The organism is bacterium SCSIO 12741, from assembly GCA_024398055.1.
In the GTDB taxonomy this organism is placed as follows: Bacteria; Bacteroidota; Bacteroidia; order Flavobacteriales_G; family Salibacteraceae; genus SCSIO-12741.
This window is the reverse complement of the sequence record CP073749.1, coordinates 2,963,201-2,981,999: the sequence shown is the minus strand read 5'-3', so window position 1 is coordinate 2,981,999 and position 18,799 is coordinate 2,963,201. Positions and strand designations below refer to the sequence as shown.

20 protein-coding genes and 1 tRNA gene are annotated in these 18,799 nt (G+C 44.5%); 14 read left to right on the top strand and 7 right to left on the bottom strand.

The annotated features are described in order from the left end of the window. Nucleotides 1–9 precede the first annotated feature (9 nt). From truA to KFE98_12745, 3 genes are read left to right on the top strand one after another with little or no spacing between them, the layout of a single operon-like run. The gene (gene truA, locus KFE98_12755) at nucleotides 10–792 is read left to right on the top strand and encodes a tRNA pseudouridine(38-40) synthase TruA (GenBank protein UTW60891.1); all 783 of its coding nucleotides are present in this window, start codon (nucleotides 10–12) and stop codon (nucleotides 790–792) included. Between the two features lie 18 nt (nucleotides 793–810). Beyond that, nucleotides 811–2,571 (top strand): ABC transporter ATP-binding protein, encoded by a 1,761-nt coding sequence (locus KFE98_12750; protein UTW60890.1) that lies wholly within the window; start codon nucleotides 811–813, stop codon nucleotides 2,569–2,571. Then, a complete protein-coding gene (locus KFE98_12745) occupies nucleotides 2,568–3,425 on the top strand; it encodes a M48 family metalloprotease (protein ID UTW60889.1) in 858 nt (285 codons plus the stop codon). Before KFE98_12750 ends, KFE98_12745 begins: the two co-directional genes overlap by 4 nt. On the opposite strand, the gene KFE98_12740 is transcribed toward KFE98_12745, so the two are convergent. After that, complete coding sequence (locus tag KFE98_12740) at nucleotides 3,422–3,805, bottom strand: thiol-disulfide oxidoreductase DCC family protein (GenBank protein UTW64703.1); 384 nt, start codon at nucleotides 3,803–3,805, stop codon at nucleotides 3,422–3,424. The genes KFE98_12745 and KFE98_12740 overlap by 4 nt on opposite strands. Before the next feature lie 142 nt (nucleotides 3,806–3,947). On the opposite strand from KFE98_12740, the gene KFE98_12735 reads away from it, so the two are divergent. From KFE98_12735 to KFE98_12725, 3 genes are read left to right on the top strand one after another with little or no spacing between them, the layout of a single operon-like run. Then, a complete protein-coding gene (locus KFE98_12735) occupies nucleotides 3,948–4,577 on the top strand; it encodes a 30S ribosomal protein S16 (GenBank protein ID UTW60888.1) in 630 nt (209 codons plus the stop codon). Nucleotides 4,578–4,597: 20 nt separating this feature from the next. Further along, nucleotides 4,598–5,128, top strand: a complete 531-nt coding sequence (gene rimM / locus KFE98_12730) for a 16S rRNA processing protein RimM (protein ID UTW60887.1) — start codon at nucleotides 4,598–4,600, stop codon at nucleotides 5,126–5,128. Beyond that, nucleotides 5,128–5,832 carry a methyltransferase gene (locus KFE98_12725; GenBank protein UTW60886.1) on the top strand — a complete coding sequence of 235 codons (705 nt, stop codon included), beginning with the start codon at nucleotides 5,128–5,130 and terminating at the stop codon, nucleotides 5,830–5,832. Before rimM ends, KFE98_12725 begins: the two co-directional genes overlap by 1 nt. On the opposite strand, the gene KFE98_12720 is transcribed toward KFE98_12725, so the two are convergent. From KFE98_12720 to KFE98_12710, 3 genes are read right to left on the bottom strand one after another with little or no spacing between them, the layout of a single operon-like run. Then, nucleotides 5,817–7,217 carry a phosphoglucomutase/phosphomannomutase family protein gene (locus KFE98_12720; protein UTW60885.1) on the bottom strand — a complete coding sequence of 467 codons (1,401 nt, stop codon included), beginning with the start codon at nucleotides 7,215–7,217 and terminating at the stop codon, nucleotides 5,817–5,819. The two genes, KFE98_12725 and KFE98_12720, sit on opposite strands and share 16 nt — an antisense overlap. Nucleotides 7,218–7,246: 29 nt before the next feature. Next, a complete protein-coding gene (gene mltG / locus KFE98_12715) occupies nucleotides 7,247–8,248 on the bottom strand; it encodes an endolytic transglycosylase MltG (GenBank protein UTW64702.1) in 1,002 nt (333 codons plus the stop codon). Nucleotides 8,249–8,264: 16 nt separating this feature from the next. Further along, nucleotides 8,265–8,795, bottom strand: a complete 531-nt coding sequence (locus KFE98_12710) for a GNAT family N-acetyltransferase (GenBank protein UTW60884.1) — start codon at nucleotides 8,793–8,795, stop codon at nucleotides 8,265–8,267. Nucleotides 8,796–8,876: 81 nt separating this feature from the next. Here KFE98_12710 and KFE98_12705 point away from each other — a divergent pair, with 81 nt between their 5' ends. From KFE98_12705 to KFE98_12695, 3 genes are all read left to right on the top strand, one after another. After that, complete coding sequence (locus tag KFE98_12705) at nucleotides 8,877–9,776, top strand: nucleoside phosphorylase (protein ID UTW60883.1); 900 nt, start codon at nucleotides 8,877–8,879, stop codon at nucleotides 9,774–9,776. Nucleotides 9,777–9,838: 62 nt separating this feature from the next. After that, a complete protein-coding gene (locus KFE98_12700) occupies nucleotides 9,839–10,210 on the top strand; it encodes a hypothetical protein (protein UTW60882.1) in 372 nt (123 codons plus the stop codon). Next, nucleotides 10,141–10,728: a transglutaminase family protein gene (locus tag KFE98_12695; protein ID UTW60881.1), complete on the top strand. Its 588-nt coding sequence runs from the start codon at nucleotides 10,141–10,143 to the stop codon at nucleotides 10,726–10,728. Before KFE98_12700 ends, KFE98_12695 begins: the two co-directional genes overlap by 70 nt. Nucleotides 10,729–10,745: 17 nt before the next feature. On the opposite strand, the gene KFE98_12690 is transcribed toward KFE98_12695, so the two are convergent. Both KFE98_12690 and KFE98_12685 read right to left on the bottom strand, forming a co-directional pair. Beyond that, nucleotides 10,746–11,957, bottom strand: coding sequence for a sodium:calcium antiporter (locus KFE98_12690; GenBank protein ID UTW60880.1), 1,212 nt, complete (start codon nucleotides 11,955–11,957; stop codon nucleotides 10,746–10,748). Nucleotides 11,958–11,976: 19 nt separating this feature from the next. Further along, a complete protein-coding gene (locus KFE98_12685) occupies nucleotides 11,977–13,284 on the bottom strand; it encodes a potassium channel protein (GenBank protein ID UTW60879.1) in 1,308 nt (435 codons plus the stop codon). A 25-nt stretch (nucleotides 13,285–13,309) separates the two neighbouring features. On the opposite strand from KFE98_12685, the gene KFE98_12680 reads away from it, so the two are divergent. Then, nucleotides 13,310–13,383 (top strand) — tRNA-Arg (locus tag KFE98_12680). A 565-nt stretch (nucleotides 13,384–13,948) separates the two neighbouring features. Continuing rightward, nucleotides 13,949–14,506: a hypothetical protein gene (locus KFE98_12675; GenBank protein UTW60878.1), complete on the top strand. Its 558-nt coding sequence runs from the start codon at nucleotides 13,949–13,951 to the stop codon at nucleotides 14,504–14,506. Here KFE98_12675 and KFE98_12670 read toward each other — a convergent pair whose 3' ends face one another. Continuing rightward, on the bottom strand, nucleotides 14,507–14,944 hold the full coding sequence (locus KFE98_12670; GenBank protein ID UTW60877.1) for a GNAT family N-acetyltransferase: 438 nt from the start codon (nucleotides 14,942–14,944) through the stop codon (nucleotides 14,507–14,509). It lies immediately after the preceding gene. 93 nt (nucleotides 14,945–15,037) lie between these two features. Between KFE98_12670 and KFE98_12665 the strand changes: the two genes are divergently transcribed. From KFE98_12665 to KFE98_12655, 3 genes are all read left to right on the top strand, one after another. Beyond that, complete coding sequence (locus tag KFE98_12665; GenBank protein UTW60876.1) at nucleotides 15,038–15,844, top strand: hypothetical protein; 807 nt, start codon at nucleotides 15,038–15,040, stop codon at nucleotides 15,842–15,844. A 119-nt stretch (nucleotides 15,845–15,963) separates the two neighbouring features. Next, nucleotides 15,964–17,235, top strand: a complete 1,272-nt coding sequence (locus KFE98_12660) for a hypothetical protein (GenBank protein ID UTW60875.1) — start codon at nucleotides 15,964–15,966, stop codon at nucleotides 17,233–17,235. A 105-nt stretch (nucleotides 17,236–17,340) separates the two neighbouring features. Further along, nucleotides 17,341–18,798, top strand: coding sequence for a c-type cytochrome (locus tag KFE98_12655; GenBank protein UTW60874.1), 1,458 nt, complete (start codon nucleotides 17,341–17,343; stop codon nucleotides 18,796–18,798). Nucleotide 18,799 lies beyond the last annotated feature (1 nt).

The following is an 18,799-nucleotide window of genomic DNA, read 5'->3' as shown; positions in this document are numbered from 1 at the left end:
CCGAATTCTATGCCCGATCAGAGATATTTTGTTGAATTAGCCTACGACGGCAGCCCCTTTCATGGATGGCAAATTCAGCCTAATGCAGCCACCGTTCAAGAGGAATTGGAAAAGGCTTTGGGCTTACTGCTACGCCACCCTGCACCGGTTACCGGATGTGGGCGTACGGATACAGGAGTTCATGCCAAGCAGTATTTTGCTCATTTCAACAGCCCTAACTCTATCGACACCGAAAAACTGGTTTTCAAATTGAATCGTTTGCTTCCTCCTGGCATTGGAATCATGCGAATTGATCCGGTGGCAGAATCGGCACATGCCCGCTTCAATGCCGAGCATCGAACGTATCGATACTTTATCCATTACCAAAAAAACCCTTTTCGTAGGGAACATTCCTGGCATCTTTACGGCAAGCGATTAGACCTTGGGTTTATGAACCGAATGTGCGAAATTCTCATTGAAACAGAGGATTTTGCGGCCTTTGCCAAAACGGGATCAGATGTGACTCACACGCGGTGTCTGGTACACAGTGCAGCCTGGTATTGGGATGAGGATCAAACTGGAATTTATTTCGAAATTCGGGCCAATCGTTTTCTTCGCAACATGGTACGAGCAGTGGTTGGTACCTTGGTGGAAGCAGGCGAAGGAAAATTGAGCGAAGAAGATTTTAGAAACATCATAAAATCGGGAAATCGATCGGAAGCGGGAACTTCTGCACCAGCCCAAGGGTTGTTTTTATGGGACATTGGCTATCCGGAATGGATTTGGGAGCGAGAATTGAATGAAGGCGAATAGCCTCAAGCAGGGATTGACATGAGTAAAGTAAGTGGTAAAATATTTGATTTTGGGATCCTTTCACGGACGTTGAAATACGTACGCCCTTACCGTTCGCTATTTACCATTACAGGAACCCTCGTTCTTGTGTTAGCCCTTTTGGGTCCGGTCCGTCCCGTGCTTATTCAATATACGCTGGACAATACCATTATTGACCCTAATCCTGATCAATTGCTGATCATGACTATGGTGATGATTGGGTTGCTGCTTTTAGAAACGCTGCTCCAATTTTTTCAAACCTACCTGGCCAACTGGGTCGGGCAGTCCGTGATTAAGGATCTTCGGATGCAGGTTTACCAAAAGATTTCTGCCTTTAAGCTCAAGTATTTTGACAACAACGCCATCGGAACTCTGGTTACCCGGGTAATTTCCGATATCGAAACCATTGCCGACGTATTTTCCAATGGGATTCTCATCATCATTGGCGATCTCTTAAAACTGATTGCGGTGATTTTTGTGATGTTCTACACCGACTGGTTTCTGGCCCTTTTGAGTTTAGCCTCCATCCCACTCCTGATTCTGGTTACGCGAATGTTTAACAAGGCGATTAAGTCAGCTTTTACAGATGTTCGAACCCAGGTAGCCCGACTCAATGCCTTTGTGCAGGAACACATTACCGGAATGAATGTGGTGCAGATATTTAGTCGGGAAGTACGGGAAATGGAAAAATTTAAGGCCATTAACCGAGAACACCGGAATGCCCACATTCGCACAGTTTGGGCCAACGCCATTTTCTTTCCGGCAGTAGAGCTTTTGAGCGCCACCTCTATGGCCTTGCTGGTTTGGTTTGGATCAAAAGGGGTGATCGAACACCAAGTGTCGTTTGGAAATTTGGTAGCCTTCATTCTCTACATCAATATGCTCTTCCGCCCTATTCGCCAATTGGCAGATCGTTTCAATACTCTTCAAATGGGCATTGTAAGTTCTGATCGGGTCTTTAAGGTAATCGATACCGATTCGGTGATTGAGGACAAGGGCGAGTTCACGGCAGACGAACTGAGAGGCAACATTGATGTTGAAGGAGTTTGGTTGGCTTATAAAGAAGAGAATTACATCCTCCGGGATTTGAACTTTTCGGTAAAGGCCGGACAGACTGTAGCCTTTGTGGGAGCCACCGGAGCTGGAAAAACCTCTGTGATTAATCTCTTGTGCCGGACCTATGAATTCCAGAAAGGTCAAATCCTTTTAGACGGAAAGGACATTCGATCCTACAGTCTTGAATTCCTAAGAAGTCGTGTGGGCGTGGTGCTTCAAGATGTATTTTTATTTAGCGACTCCATTCTCAACAACATCACTCTGGGCAACCCTGATATAAGCCTGGAGGAAGTTCGAGAGGCTGCACGCAAAGTTGGCGCAGATCAATTTATCATGAATCTGCCAGGAGGTTATTCCTTCAATCCTGGCGAGCGAGGTGCAACTCTTTCCGTTGGGCAACGTCAGCTGTTGGCCTTTATCCGGGCCTACGTCTACAATCCAGACATTCTGATTTTGGACGAAGCCACTTCTTCCATCGACACTGAATCCGAAGAAATGATTCAGAAAGCGACCGAAGAATTGACCCGTGATCGAACTTCCATAATCATTGCCCACAGACTGGCGACTATTCAAAATGCAGACACTATTTTTGTCATGGATCAAGGACGCATGGTGGAGTCTGGAAATCACCAGGAGTTGCTCGATCAAAACGGATTATATAAAAATCTGTACGAGGTGCAGTTTAAAGAAGAAATGCAGGAATGAAAAACCTAGCTTGGATTGTCCTTTTTTCCTTTTCCTTCCTAAACTGTATTGCCCAAAATCAAAACCTTTCTGCCAACGAATATGAGGCCGATCAATTGGCAAAAGAAGCAGCCGCCATGGTGCTATACCACATCGGACTTCCTCAGAATTTTTCCATTGTTCAAAAGGATGTGCCTAACGTTGTAGCCTACACCAAGGGTTCCAAGCGCTACATTGGCTACAACCCCAATTTTATTCTGCGGTTGCGTAATCAAGCTCAAACCGACTGGTCGGCCTACAGTGTGTTGGCCCATGAAATTGGTCACCACCTTGCAGGACATACCGTGAAACCCGGAAAAACCAATCCGGGATATGAGTTGGAGGCAGACCATTTTAGTGGCTACATTCTCCATTTGATGGGCGCCACTTTGGAAGAGGCACAATCTGCCCTGAGAAATCTCCGGCAAATTGATGGTGTGGCGGATACCATTCTTCATCCCATGATCGAATCTCGAATTCAGGCCTTAACCGAAGGTTGGATGCAGTCGGCTGGACTTCGTAAACTAAAAATGAACGAACGGCACCAAGCCCGAACCGATTACCTGACTCAACACAAAATCATCTATCGTTTTCAATTCAAAGGCGATGAAAATGTGTATTACCTCAATAAAGAAGATCAACTCATTTGGTTCAGTAGTTTAGGAAGTCCACTCGTGGTAGGAAAAAAAGAAGCCAGTGAGGCCAAAGGATACCTGTGGATGATTACGATGCAAGATGAATCTTACGGAGTAGATAAACGAGGCAATATTTGGGCTGAAACCAATCTGGGTCTTAAACTCAAAGCGGGCAAGCTAAGTGAATTGGCTTCCAACTAAAGGAACTTCGCCGTCCACTCTGGTCGGGGAATCCAGCAACTCTCTTTTTTACCAAACCACCGGTAGCGATTTCGAGCCACGGTATTGTAAACGGCATCCCGAATAACCCTGGGAACCATCAGAAAAACACCTAACATAGGCCATAATCCAGGCATGGCTTGAGCCACCTTTAATGCCGCAGTAGAGCGTTCATAAAAACGACCATTTTGAACCAAAACGAAGGAATCGAAATCCGTGGTATTTTTGCCCTGTTCGGTTAAGATTCGCTGACCAATTTCGCCCTGAAGAGGAGCAAAATGAAAGCGATTGTGTTTATCCCTTTCCAAAACAAACTGAACCGCCCCGCTACAGAGGTGACATAATCCATCGAAAAGGATCAGATTATCAGGGAGTTCTTTGTGTTCCACGAAACAAAGTTAACCCATAAAAAAGGATGGAAGTGTTATTCAATCATAAAGAAAATAATCCGATATTTGCCGCCCAATTATTAACGGCGGTTTCGTACCGCATCAATAATAGATAATGGCAACAAAAATTAGATTACAAAGACACGGAAAGAAAAGACGTCCTTACTACCACATCGTAGTAGCTGACAGCCGTGCAAAGAGAGATGGTCGTTTTATTGAGCGTATTGGTTCTTATAACCCCAATACAAATCCTGCTACCATCGAGATGGAATTTGACCGTGCATTGCACTGGGTAAAGGTTGGTGCTCAGCCTACAGACACTGCTCGTGCTATTTTGTCTTACAAAGGTGTAATGATGAAAAATCACCTGGACAAAGGAGTTACAAAAGGTGCTCATACTCAAGAGCAAGCAGATGCTAAATTCGACAAGTGGTTGGCCGAGAAAGAAGGCAAGATTGCTGCTAAGGCAGACAAAGTGACCCAAGAGAAAGTAGCTCAAGCTGAAGCCCAATTGAAAGTTGAGCGTGAATTCACAGAAGCTCGTTTAGCTGAATTGGCTGCTGCTGAAGCCCCTGTTGTAGAGGAAGAAGTAAGCGAAGAAGCTGCTGCTGAGGAAGCTCCTGCTGCTGAGGCCACTGAAGAGGCTCCTGCTGCTGAAGCTACAGAAGAAGCTCCTGCCGCTGAAGCTGCTGAGGAAGCTCCTGCTGCTGAGGCTCCTGCTGAAGAAGAGAAAAAAGAGGACTAATCCATTAGGATTACTGCTACATGACGCAGATTGACGATTGTTACTACCTTGGTTATGTCGTCAAGCCCAAGGGACTGAAAGGAGAATTCTATGTTTTCCTGGACGTTACCAATCCTCATGAATACATTGAAATGGAATCAGTGTTTGTTGAAATCAACAAACAACTGGTTCCATTTTTTATTGAAGACCTTCGACCTGGGCACAACAATAAAGTTGTCATTCAATTCGAAGGCATTGAAACTCCCGACGACGCTCGAGAACTCGTTGGAAAATCCCTCTACCTCCCGTTAGACATTCTTCCCAAACTAACGGGCAATCATTTCTATTACCATGAAATTCCGGGATTTCAGATCATTGATGAAAAACACGGAAAACTGGGCGTTCTGCGCAAGGTTCAGGAATCTACGGCTCAAGACCTATTGGTAGTGGATCATGAAAAAGGAGAAATCCTTATTCCAATGTTAGATGACACGGTGGTGAAATTGAACCGTGAAACCAAGGAGCTGACTGTAACTACTCCGGAAGGACTCATCGAAATGTACATCGATTAATGGCTACCCGGCCTTTTCGGTTCAAACAATTTTCCATCCATCAAGACCAAGCTCCCTTTAAAGTAGGAACAGATGGTGCTTTGCTCGGGGCTTGGGCAGCAGTGCAAAATGAGCATCGAATTCTGGATATTGGAACGGGTACAGGACTAATCGCCCTTATGCTTAAACAACGAGCTCCTAAAGCCCAAGTTGTTGCTCTTGAATACCAGAAGGAAGCCGCCGATCAGGCTCGAATCAATTTTGAAGAATCACCTTGGGACATCGGTTTGGTAGAACAGGATCTTCAAAGTTTCATTCCCCAATCTAACTTTGACCGAATCGTTTGTAACCCGCCTTATTTTAAGCCCTCTACCCTATCTGATAACAAGGGTAAAAACCTTTCTCGTCAAAACCTAAGCCTCGATCTGGATGACCTTTTTCGTTTCGCTGATCAACACCTGAGTGCCAGCGGGCAGCTTTCTATGGTAATCCCCAAGGACAGAGAGAATGATTACCGAAAGTGGATGGATCAATTCAACTTTCATCCCCTACGAGAATGGTCCATGCATCCAACGCCTGTGCACGAGGTAAAACGAATGCTTTTAACCTGTGGTCGAGTGGCTCAAGAAACCGAAGTAAAATCCTTTATCCTCGAATCCGAAGGACGGCACCATTATTCGCTTGAGGTAAAAGAACTGCTTCGTGACTTCTACTTGTTTTTGTAATCTGGCCCTAAAAGGGTACTATGGCAGGCCTCTAAAATTGCGATGGCCCGTTCAGGTGTTTTACCCTCCGCATAGGTTCTCAAAACAGGTTCCGTTCCCGAAGGACGAATCATCACCCATTCATCTTCATTGAGGAAATATTTCCAACCGTCTAAATCTTCCCGGTTTTGAACCTTAAAATCACCAAAGGCTTGATAAGCATCCTGCTTGCAGCGTTCTACAATTTCCTGCTTAAGCTCCTCCGGAATCTTAAGATCTATCCGACGGTAGGCAAAGGGTCCCACAATTTCGCGTACCTCATCCATCAACTCACCGATCGACTTTCCGGTTTCAGTCATCCATTGAAACAACAGTAATCCATTCCAAATACCATCACGTTCTGGAATATGCCCCTGAACAGCGATTCCGCCAGACTCTTCTCCTCCAACCAATACATCCTCATGCAACATGCGATCGCAGATATGCTTAAATCCGATTGGAACCACTTCCAAATCCAAACCATGCTGCTTGCAATACTGAGCAATCTTCACCGAGGAGCTAAAGCCGCATACTACTTTACCCGACTTTCCTTTATAGCGATGTAGATAATGAATAAGAAGCAGGAGAAGCATGTGCGAATCGATGTAGTTTCCATCTCCATCTAACAAACCTATGCGGTCGGCATCCCCATCATTGACCAAAGCGATATCCGCATTTTGACCTTTGAGGTAATCCTGAAACTCACCTAAGTTTTTCTCTACCGGCTCCGGATTGATTCCATAGAAATGGGGATTCCATTCACAACGGAACAAAAGAGCATCAGGCAACAACTCACGAACCACAAACTGACCGGATCCATACATGGCATCATAAGCCACTTGAAACGGAGCATTGCGAATCGCATCCAAGTCAAACTGACGGCGAACTTCTTCCAGGTAGAGTGCGGTTAAATCCTCTTTGCGGCTAATTTTTTGATCCAAAGACCAATAGTTTACTTCAATCTCTTCAGGCACATGGGCTTCTACTTCAGCAATCTGCGCCGGAAGCAAGGGGCCGCCATAACCGCCCTTTAGCTTGTATCCGTTGTAATCCGGGGGATTGTGAGAAGCCGTCAGAATGATGCCCAAAGAGGCCTCGTATTTTTTCGCCGCATAGGAAATTACAGGAGTCGTTACAGGATGGGTATCGTAAATAACCTGTACGCCATGAAAGTCCAATACATTGGCTACAATCTCGGCAAAACGAGCCCCACCAAAGCGGCAATCGAAACCAACCACCACCCGTGGATTTGGAAAGTATTCCTTTAACCAATAAGCAACACCTGTGGTAAGACGAGCTACATTATCCTCGGTATATTCCCGGCCAATGACGGCTCTCCAGCCATCGGTTCCAAATTTGATTTTCATTTCTTCTATGCTTTATTAGCCAACGATTTTTAGATCCCTCTTTTGTTCAAGGCTGAATGATAACGTCTGGCGTTTTTTAAATGTTCATTGTACGTCTTCGCAAAATCATGGTATCCGCTAAAATCACTTTTTGCGCAGAAATAGAGGTACCCATGCTTTTCGGCATTCAAGACAGCATCAATGGAGTGTTGATCCGGAATGCGAATAGGACCTGGTGGCAATCCGGTGTATTTATAGGTATTGTAAGGAGAATCTATAGCCTTGTGCTTGTTCAGCACCCGCTTAATCGTAAAATCTCCTGCTGCAAATTTTAGGGTAGGGTCGGCTTGTAACAACATTCCCCTATTCAAACGATTTAGGTACACTCCGGCAACCCTGCTCCGCTCATCCCTCATTTGAGTTTCTTCTTCTACAATGGAGGCCAGGGTTGCTACCTCAGATTGAGATAAACCCAAACCTGCTGCCAACTTTTTGCGCTCCGGAGTCCAAAAGGTCTTAAACTCCCGAGCCATACGGTCCAGCAACTCTTCTGGTGTTGTGGTCCAATAAATCTGATAGGTATTGGGAATAAACATGGCCGGAAATTGCTCGGGCTGAAATCCGTAACGGTGAGCTGTACTGTCTTGACCAAGAATCGCATCCAAGGAAGCTGAATCCACCTCTAAATGTCGGGTGAGTTTCCCTGCCAATTGACTCATGGTTCTTGCATTATTGAAGGTCACCTTTACCGCGGCCTGCGACCCCAATCGCAAACTATTAACCAGTTCATTATTGCTCATACCGTGTTCAAGTAAGTAGCGCCCCGGCTTAACCTTTTGGTCGTATTCTTTTAGTCCAGCCACCCATTTGAAAGACGATGTGTTTTTCAACCAACCTTCTTCTTCAATGATTTGAACCAATTGGTTAAAGTCGCTCCCTGTAGGAATATAGAGATAGAGCGGCTCTTCTTTTTTCCATTTTACATTGGGTCCGTAAATATCATGGTAATACTTCCACCCCAATCCTGATACCAATCCCAATACCAGAAGCATAGCAATGGCTACAATTCTAATTTTCTTCAAGCCCTAAAATCTTTTGATACAGCAGTTCATTCACGTAGGTGTCTCCTTGACGAACCCAATCTTTTTTGGTTCCCGCCAGCACAAATCCAGCCTTTTCAAACAAGTAAACACTGGCTTTATTCTCCTCCATGATGTTGCAATACACCTGGTGGCAATCCAGATACTCACGGCAATAGTCCAACAAACAATTCAATGCATCTGCTGCAAAACCCTTTTGTCGTTGTTCCTCATCCGCAATTAAAATGCCAATTCCCACCCGGTGATTTATCGGGTCGAAATCGAACAAATCCACACATCCAATGGCTTGATCTTGAATACAAATGACCAAACGCAGTTGTTTGTGAGCAAAAATGTCGTGGTTACTCGTGATGTATTGCTCCAAGGTAAACCGGCTAAATGGGGTAATGGTATTCGAGATTTTCCATACCTCGGTATTGTTCTCCCATTCGAACAACAGATCAATGTCTGTGGGCTCCAGAGCCCTTAGTGAAACCTTATGTCCCTGTAAGACCGGCATAGTGACAAATATGAGACTTTCAACAAGATTATCCAAAGAAGATTGGGTCGAGGGAGAGCTGAAAAATCCCATTTTTGTGGTATGAGACCTCGAAATCCAAGAATTGTAAATACCCCATTCCCTGATTCCGAATTGGTACTTAACCCAGACGGATCTATCTACCACCTTCATTTAAAGCCTGAACATCTGGCAGACACCATTATTCTGGTGGGCGACCAAGGGCGTGTGGATCAAGTGAGTAGCTTCTTTGAGCGGGTTGACTTTGAGGTTCAAAACCGGGAATTCAAAACCAAAACCGGAGTATTCAACGGAAAACGAATCACCGTGATGTCTACTGGAATTGGACCGGACAATATGGACATTGCCATCAACGAATTGGACGCGGCCGTAAATATTGATCTTCAAACCCGTTTGCCCAAGGAGTCGCTTAAATCGCTGAATCTGGTACGAATTGGCACCTGTGGATCTCTGCAGGAAGATATTCCAGTTGACTCATTTGCGATCAGCACTTTCGGAATGGGAATGGATGGTGTACTTCACTACTACGATTTTGAATACGACGAAGAAGAACAGTCCATCCAGCAGGAAATTGTTCGTCAATTGGATTGGAATCCGGCCGCTGCAGAACCTTATTTGGTACGTAGCTCAACCCAACTTTTCGATACTTTGAAGGAGGGAATGTATGGTGGAATCACGGCAACGGCAGGCGGGTTTTATGGCCCTCAAGGGCGTCAATTAAGACTAAGCGCACATCGTCCGGAATTGAATGAGCAGCTCAACCAATTTAACCACAACGGCCATCGAATCATTAACTTCGAAATGGAGACAGCAGCCCTTTATGGCTTAGGCGGAATGCTCGGGCATCAATGTTGCACCGTATGCGCAGTTATAGCCAATCGCTTTACCAAAAGCTACTCAAAAGACTACAAAACAACCGTTAACAAGCTCATTGAAAGCACCTTAAACCGATTAACAGCCTAAATTGTAAAACTTCGGATAGGGCCTTGCCGAGTTAGGGGTCTCTACAAGATATTTTTGTAGGGATGCCTCTTACAGACAAAGAACTGAATGCCCTGATTCATTTGCTGGACGATCCTGATGAACAAATTTTTGATCAGGTAAGCAAAAAATTGCAGTCTCTCGGTACCGATGCTATACCTGCATTGGAAGAGGCATGGGAGCATCAAGCTTACGGCATTTTGTTTCAAAGTAGGGTTGAATCCTTGATTCACCAAATCCAATTGGACCTGGTTACCACCCGTCTTTCTGAATGGTCGGAGAATGCAAATAAGCCACTCCTTGATGGACTAATTCTCATTGCACGGTATCAATACCCGATATTGATGTGGAAGCTATCCATACCTTTTTTAATCAACTGGAAAAGGACATCTGGATCGAACTTCATGATGGCTTAACGGCCCTGGAGAAATTGAAGGTCATCAATCACATCATTTTTGATGTATACCACTTCAAAGGAAACGTGGAGAAATACCACGCGGCTGACAACTCTTACATTAATAGGGTGATAGAAACCCGTACGGGAAATCCTATTTCCATGGCCATTCTTTACATTATTATGGCCGAGCGATTGGAATTACCGATTCACGGTGTAAATCTACCACGTCACTTCATCCTGGCCTGGGCCGATGAAATGAGTCAAATGACCAATAAGGATCACAACGATCCTGATATTTTGTTCTACATCAACCCATTCTCAGGCGGAGCTGTATTCTCTCGACAGGATATCCAGGCATTTCTCACTGAAATCAAACTCAAGCCTAATCCGATGTTCTTTCAGCCGTGCACTAACCATGACATCATGATGCGGACCTTAAACAACCTGGCCAATTCCTACATTCAGAACAAGCAACCTGAAAAAGTCGAAGAGATTCGACAAATGCAGCGAGCTATGCTCAGAAACAAGGAAGATTAAATTTTTAGAAACTTGTTTTAGTAAACGATGGAGTTGATCGCGTAGAGGATTTCTCTAAGAACGTGAGATACCTCTGTAGAAATGGGATCGTTGGAGCTTCGTCCGATAACGTAGAGCAGGAACATGGCGTAGAGGAACAACAAGAAGAAAGCCTTCTTTTTCCCCACATGTTTTCCCAAGTAAAAGATGAAGAAAACAACCACCGTAATGAGTAATAGTAGTACTCGCAACTCACCACTCAAATCATTGATCTCCGGAGTCATGGTAATAGGTCCGTGGATAATGGTGTACAAGAAAAGTGGCAATCCCAATGCGAAGCAGATGTCAAACATGTTACTTCCCATAGCATTGGAAACCGCGTCATCGTAGTTCCCTTTTTGGGCATCCTTCATGGAGATAATAGTATCAGGGATAGAGGAAGCCATGGAAGCGATTATCAGAGCCACAAACAGAATGGGAATATCCAACCCTTCGAAAGTTCCCAAATAAGGCACATCGTAAGATTTGGCTCCTAACCATTCGCAGGCCAATACAAGAAGGTAACAGCTAACAGCAATGGTGATAGTAGAAATGATCAACAAAGGCCAGGCATTAGCACCAGTAATTTGCCGATTTCCAATAACGAGTGATTCCAAATCCAAACGCAATCCATGTTCGATCATGGTACGTTTTCGACCACTTTCATCGTCGTCATCATCCTTTCCGTCGGCCATTTGTTGGTTGTAGGCATGTGAATCTACATGCTCACTTTTGGACATGGTGCTAAGCATATACGTGATGTAGATGGCGTAAATCACCATCAATACCATTCCATGCCACCACTCCAGGCGGTTGCCCGAGATAAGAACGATCAGAACAAGTTCACAGAGAATCAAAGCGATACCATCTCGTCGAATTACCTTTTTCGAGACGTTCACGTATTGGGTTATTCCAGAATAGATAACAGCCAGAATGGCCAAAGCAGGAATAATCATGGCGTTAAAGATGGCCGAACCTGCTGTGGTTCCAATCCCGCCACTAAAACCGTCTACGTCATTCAGAAAGAAAAGAAAGAATATGGTGGTAAACAGTTCGGGCATAGAACTCGCAATCGCATTTATGGTTGCGCCCTTTACCCCGTCAGACAGGTTTCTTCCTAAATAATCCGAAGCGGTGGCAAAGCCGTCCACACTTCTCCAGATTACCACGGAACAAAACGTCACGAGGATGATTGGAATGATTATACCCATATAAAACTGCTAATATAAGTCAATATCCACCTTCTTCCGTATGGAAAATCTTCTCAATTTTTCTCGATGCTCCACCATTCATAATCATAATGAGGTAATCACCTACATCAATAATAGTATCATTAGGTGGGTTTTTCAACAACACCCGTTCATCTTCAATTATCTTGGTCAAACCGATCAATATAACATTGGCCTCTTTCTTCAGTTCGAAGAACAACTCGCCATAAGTCCGCCCCAACAAAGGGTTATCGTTTGAAATCCGGTACTCTTTTATATCGTAATCCTCGTCCGTTTCGGCAAAGGATAAAATATCTTCACTGTAGCGGGCCACATCTGGTTCAAAGATGTAGCTGGCCAGCAACTTAGAGGTTATTTCATTTTTTGAAACCGTGTAAGTTACACCGGCACTAAGGAAGGTTTTTTTCAGGTTTGAATTGTCCAAGGTAACGATGTACTTCAGATCGTTGTAGTGCTTTTTCAGGTTAAGAATATGAACCAATTTATCCGTATCGTCCTGAAAATTGACATACACTATGGCGGACTTTTTGATATTGGCCTTTTCGAGCATTTCCATTTTATTGTAATCCGCCAAGAGCGTGAATACCAAATTATTGGAATAACTCTCTCGAATGAGATCAATATCGTCTCGTTTGTTGGTGATGATGGCCACTTGTTTTCCCACTCCGATAAGTTGTTCGAGCACATCGTATCCGGAAGCATTCCAACCAATGATCACTGCGTGATTCGTAAAGTTTGTTCCCTGATAACCGAGTTTTCGCTCTTCTAACTGTTCCGCCATGTAGTTGGAAATCTGACCTATGAGAAACCCAAAAATACTAAAACTGCCCAATATGAAAATAAAGCCAATTAGCTTACCTCCAAGGGTATGCGGATACATATCTCCATAGCCTACTGTAGTAAGAGTTACAATCGAATACCAGAGGGCGTCAAAGAAGTCTCGAATGGGACTTTCGCGGCTATAACCTTCGAAGTAAAGAAGTAGAAAAAGTAGGAATACATAGGTCACGACAACCGTTGAAACAACAGTAATCCTCCGGCGATGGTGGGCATGATACTTTTTGTTACCAATAATTGCCACAGTAGTCAAGTTTGAGTTCAGCCGTGGAACTGACCTTCTCAAATGTATCAAAAAAGGAGAAAGTTGCCCAATTTTGACTTGAAAGCAATTTGGGCTTGCCTTCTGGCAAAGCAATTTATATATTTGCAGCCCGAAATTATCAGGATCCCTAAAAAGCTCCGATAAAATTGGAAGACGCGACCGTCTGCTTAGAAGGCAGCCGGTCAGAAAAAAAAGAAAAAAATTCATTTTAAATATCTCCGGATATTTAAAGGGTCGCGTAGCTCAGCTGGATAGAGCATCTGCCTTCTAAGCAGACGGTCATAGGTTCGAATCCTATCGCGATCACCGAAAGCCTTTCACGAAAGTGAAGGGCTTTTTTTATTCCCCGAGCCAAGCAAGCTTGAGCGAAAGGGAATAAAAAAAGACCATTGAGCAAAGCGAAATAGGGCGTCGGTGTAACCCTTAAGCCCAAATCAGGATCACAAAGTAATCCTCCAAAAAAGCAACCCAATCCCCCCGAGCCAAGCAAGCTTGAGCGAAAGGGAATAAAAAAGACCGCTGAGCGAAGCGAAACAGGGCGTCGGTGTAACCCTTAAGCTCACATCAGGATCACAAAGTAATCCTCTAAAAAAGCAACCCAATCCCCTCGAGCCAAGCAAGCTTGAGCGAAAGAGAATAAAAAAAAGACCATTGAGCAAAGCGAAATAGGGCGTCGGTGTAACCCTTAAAGCCCAAATCAGGATCACAAACTGGAGAACCACAAACATTTTCAAAAAAACGGCGTATACCTCATCATTCAAATTGGCTCCTTATTTCAATGAGGGAATAGTCAGTTAACCAAAACCTCAGGGAAAAGATCCGTTGTTAAAACCAACCAATTCTATTATCTTTATTTCAGATAACACCCACAATGCTCACTCTAAAAAACCTTCTGTTTGCAACCCTTTTCGGAATTCTGCTGTGCCCGGACCATTCCTTTGCCCAAGGCTTCGAATTCAATGATCAATTCAAAGTAGTACGCGTTGCTATAGGTGGATTCAAATACCCCGATGATCCCAATCTGGATGAGCGGGTTTATATCTTCGAAATGGAATTCAATTTGCAGAAGCAATCCATTCGCTACCGCAAAAATGCCAACCGTTCTTTTAAGTCATTTAGAGATACCATTGACTACTCCTACTTCGATCAAGTGGAGTTTTATCAGCGACTGGAATATATTTTGTCCATTGGCCATCAAGAAAATTCTACCCGATCGCTATGCCAATTCTGGGATGGTCGTTTCTTCCGAATCGAATTACGTGCCGGTTCAGAAGGCTCGGATTTCTCTATGAAAACCTACGAATTTGGACATCCTAAAAACTGCACCTATCCTTCAGATAAACATGCTCTGGATGAGTTTATTCAGCAATACATAAACATTGCTGATCAAGTGTTTCCGGAATTTTCCAATTACCTCAAACGGAAATAATTACTTGGATTTAGCGACTGGAACGCAGTGCTCCTTTTCCTGCCTTTCGCTCACCGGCCAAATAAAGGCTGATGATTGCTGACGCCAACCCAATTTTTCATAGAATCCATTTTTCTCAGGTGCCGCCGAAAGAGTAATAAAGAGGTAGCCTTCCAATTTTTCACGCAGGAGCTTCACAATTTTGGTCCCCAATCCTTGCCCCTGGTAATCGGGATGGATCATAACGTCGACCAAAACGGCGTAATAGCATCCATCATCCATGGTTCTCCCAAAACCTATTATCCGGTCCTGGTCTTTAATCACGACTACCCAGGAACTCATTCGGGTGGCCTTTTCCAAATCCTTTCTTTCACGAGCTTGCCATTCCACCGCTATATATAAGGCCTGCAGCTCGCTCCAATCTTTTTCTTCCCAATCGGGGTTAATCAGAATTTCCATGGTTTGATTTTTCCCAAATATCCGAAAGAGTTTTTGGTTCGTTGGGAAAGAAGTGCATTTTTAGAAAGCTATGTATCTTTCAACCACCATTTCATGCTTCGATTTCTATTTTCCACCACGCTTATTATTCTGCTTACCATCCTCACTCAGGTAGGTGGATTGCTCTTTTTCGTTTTTCGATTTGTACTCTACCCAGGGTTCCCGAAAAGTTGGAAAAGCTGGTGGATATCGACTCCCCTCTTTGTATTGTTCTACGCCCTCAATTGCGCCTTTTTGGTTCCCCAATTAGCATCGCTTTGGAATCGTGAACCTCTTCCTCTAATAGACGATCAAGTGGCTCCCGGGACCTGGCTAACCACCTTGTGCAACCGACAGTATGTGGATCAAGAAATGGCCGCTGTTGTATACAGAACTGCCGAAGAATTTCAAAAGGAATATCCCGGTGGAAAAATCATTTATTTAGACGCCAACTTCCCTTTGATTGATGGTTTTCCACTTTTTCCCCACCTCAGTCATAATGATGGCAAAAAACTGGATTTGGCCTTTGTGTATAGCACACCCAATGGTCAAATTCTGAATCAAGGTACCACCTGGAGTGGCTATGGTCATTACGAAGGCCCAAACGAGGGAGAGGTTGACCAAGTAACTCCTTGTTTGGAAGAAAATCCACTCTATTCCTTTATGGAATACCTCAGCCTATTTCCGTTAAGAGGTGGCTACACGCTTGATGAGGCTAAAACCAGTTGGATCATTGAATACCTGGTTAAGCAAGATCAGGTGGAGAAAATCTTTATTGAACCTCATCTTAAAACCCGACTTCGGGTTCGCTACGAAAAAGTGCGTTTTCATGGCTGTCATTCCGTTAGACACGACGACCACATTCACTTTCAACTTCGTTAGGCCTAAAAATACCCAACTCTAAGTCCAAAATACCCTCCATTAGGGATTGATGCCGCTTAGCCCCCTTCTAATTTTGCGCCCTGAATTGAACCATTCGATAACACGAATTGAAATTTGACATGAAAAAGTATTCTATTTTAATGCTCCTTATCGGAGCCCTTGCGGTTTTCTCTACCGGTTGTAAAAAAGAGGGATGTACAGATCCAACTGCTGAAAACTATGACTCCGACGCGAAAGATGACGATGGGTCTTGTACTTATGCCAGTAAAGGTGATCCACATGCTGCTACCAAAAGCGCCATCAAAACGACCTATGCTGATATCGTTTTTGCAGGATATGAAGATTCTTACAACGAGGCCATGAAGCTAAAAACAGCGATCGATGCTTTCGTTGCAAACCCGACTCAATCCGGATTGGACGATTGTAAAGCTGCCTGGAAAAAGGCTCGTGAACCTTACGGGCAAACCGAAGCTTTCCGTTTTGCCTCAGGTCCTATCGATGCTGAAGATGGACCAGAAGGTTTGTTGAATGCATGGCCATTGGATGAAAGCTACGTAGACTATATCCGTGGAAACACAACAGCTGGTATTATCAACGATGCTACAACCTACCCTACTCTTGATGCTTCTACTTTGGAAGGATTGAACGAGAAAGGTGGAGAAAAGAACATTTCCATTGGTTACCACGCTATCGAATTCCTTCTTTGGGGACAAGACAGCACCGACGTAAACCCAAAAACTCCAGGTCAGCGTCCATACACCGACTTTTTGACTACAGGTGGAACGGCTGATAACCAAGCTCGTCGTGGTGATTACTTGAAACTATGCGTAGACATGTTGTTGGATCACTTGAAATTGATGAAGGATGCTTGGGATCCAGGAAAAAGCGGGAACTACCGTTCTACTTTCCTAGCCTTGGATAACAATGTTGCCTTGAAAAATATGATGACTGGAATCGGAACATTGAGCAAATCAGAATTGGCTGGTGAGCGTATGTTCGTTGCTTTAGACAACCAGGATCAAGAAGATGAGCACTCTTGCTTCAGCGATAACACACACCGTGACATTATCACCAATGCACAGGGAATTAGAAACGTATACATCGGTGAGTACACCCGTGTAGATGGAAGTAAAGTAAATGGTACTTCTATTCAGGATTTGATCACCACCGTTAACCCTACATTGGCTGGTGAAATGAATGCACTTTCTACATCCAGCATGGCTGGTGTGAACGCCATTCCGGTGCCTTTTGATTACGCTCTTACTCTTGAGAATACAAGTGGAAATGGTCCGATTATGACGGCTGTTACTGCCCTGCAATCTCAAGGCGACAAAATCACAGAGGTAGCCACCGCGCTCGGTATCACAATCTCCACTGAGCTGCCGGAATAAATGATGGTAATCCATCCTCAGCAAGGAAATCTTGCTGGCTTTTGATAATCTGTATTACACACACAAAGCGGTTGGGGAGTTTCCCCCACTGCTTTTTTTGGTTTTATGAAACATCTTCGAAACATCGCACCCAGACAAATAAGAAACTCCCAATTAGCGATTGCCCTTTTGGTCGGAATGGGCCTCGCCATGAGCTCTTGTAAAAAGGAGGAAGACCCTCCTGTGGAAGAGGAGCCCGGGTTTAAAGTGGAACAAGACGAACAATACTCCGGAGGACGGTTGAATACGGTTTTCGATGTTTCAGAAAATGCATTTGCCTTCAAACCTCCTGCTCTCGGCAGTCGCGATGAGCTCTTGTTTTTTGTAGGTAATTCCTTTTTTAACCAGAATTGGGTGAGTTCTCCTTCATCCACCACAGCAAGAGACGGACTTGGCCCCACTTTTAATGCCCGCACTTGCTCCGGATGTCACTTTAAAGATGGACGAGGTGCTCCTCCTTCATTTACCGGAGAAATATCTACCGGTTTCTTACTAAGGCTGAGCGTACCCGGAACAGATGCACACGGAGGACCATTGGCAGATCCTAACTATGGTGGACAACTTCAGGATCAATCCTTACCAGGAGTTCCTAAGGAAGGAGACTTTGAAATCATCTACTCCGAAGTGCCAGGAACCTTCCCCGATGGAGAAACTTACAGCTTAAGAAAGCCAACCTACGTTATCTCGGGTTTGAATTATGGATCGTTGGGAGCTGGATATCAAGTATCTCCCCGAATTGGACAACAAATGATTGGATTGGGACTTCTGGAGGCCATAGATGAGGCCACCCTAATCGAATGGGCTGATGAAAGCGACAGCGATGGCGATGGTGTTTCCGGAAGGATCAACTACGTTTGGGACGAAACGAAAAAGCAAATCTCTGTGGGACGATTTGGTTGGAAGTCAAATCAACCTAACCTAAAACAACAAACCGCCGGGGCTTTTAATGGAGACATGGGAATTACCACCAGTTTATTCCCCGATCAAAACTGCCCAAGTCCTCAAAAAGATTGCCAGCAAGCCCCACATGGAGGCGAACCTGAAATTACTGATGACGATCTGGACAAGGTAGTACTATACGTATCGAATCTGGCTGTTCCTGCACGCCGTGATTATGCTAAAGAGCAAGTGCTGCAAGGACGAGAAATCTTTAAAAACATTGGCTGTGCCTCCTGCCATAAGCCAAAGGTAACCACAGGCACTCACCCCGTATTTGACCATTTATCCAATCAAACCATTCGCCCCTACACCGATCTACTGCTTCACGACATGGGACCCGAATTGGCGGATAACCGACCGGACTACGGAGCCTCAGGTTCAGAGTGGAGAACTCAGCCCCTTTGGGGAATTGGGCTCATTGAAAGCGTGAACCACCACACTTTGTTTTTACACGATGGTCGTGCCCGGAATGTACAAGAAGCCATCCTTTGGCATGGTGGTGAAGCAGAAGCTATCCGAGAAAAATTCAAAAACCTGAGTGCCGCTCAGCGTCAAGCATTAATTGCCTTCGTAAATTCTTTGTAAG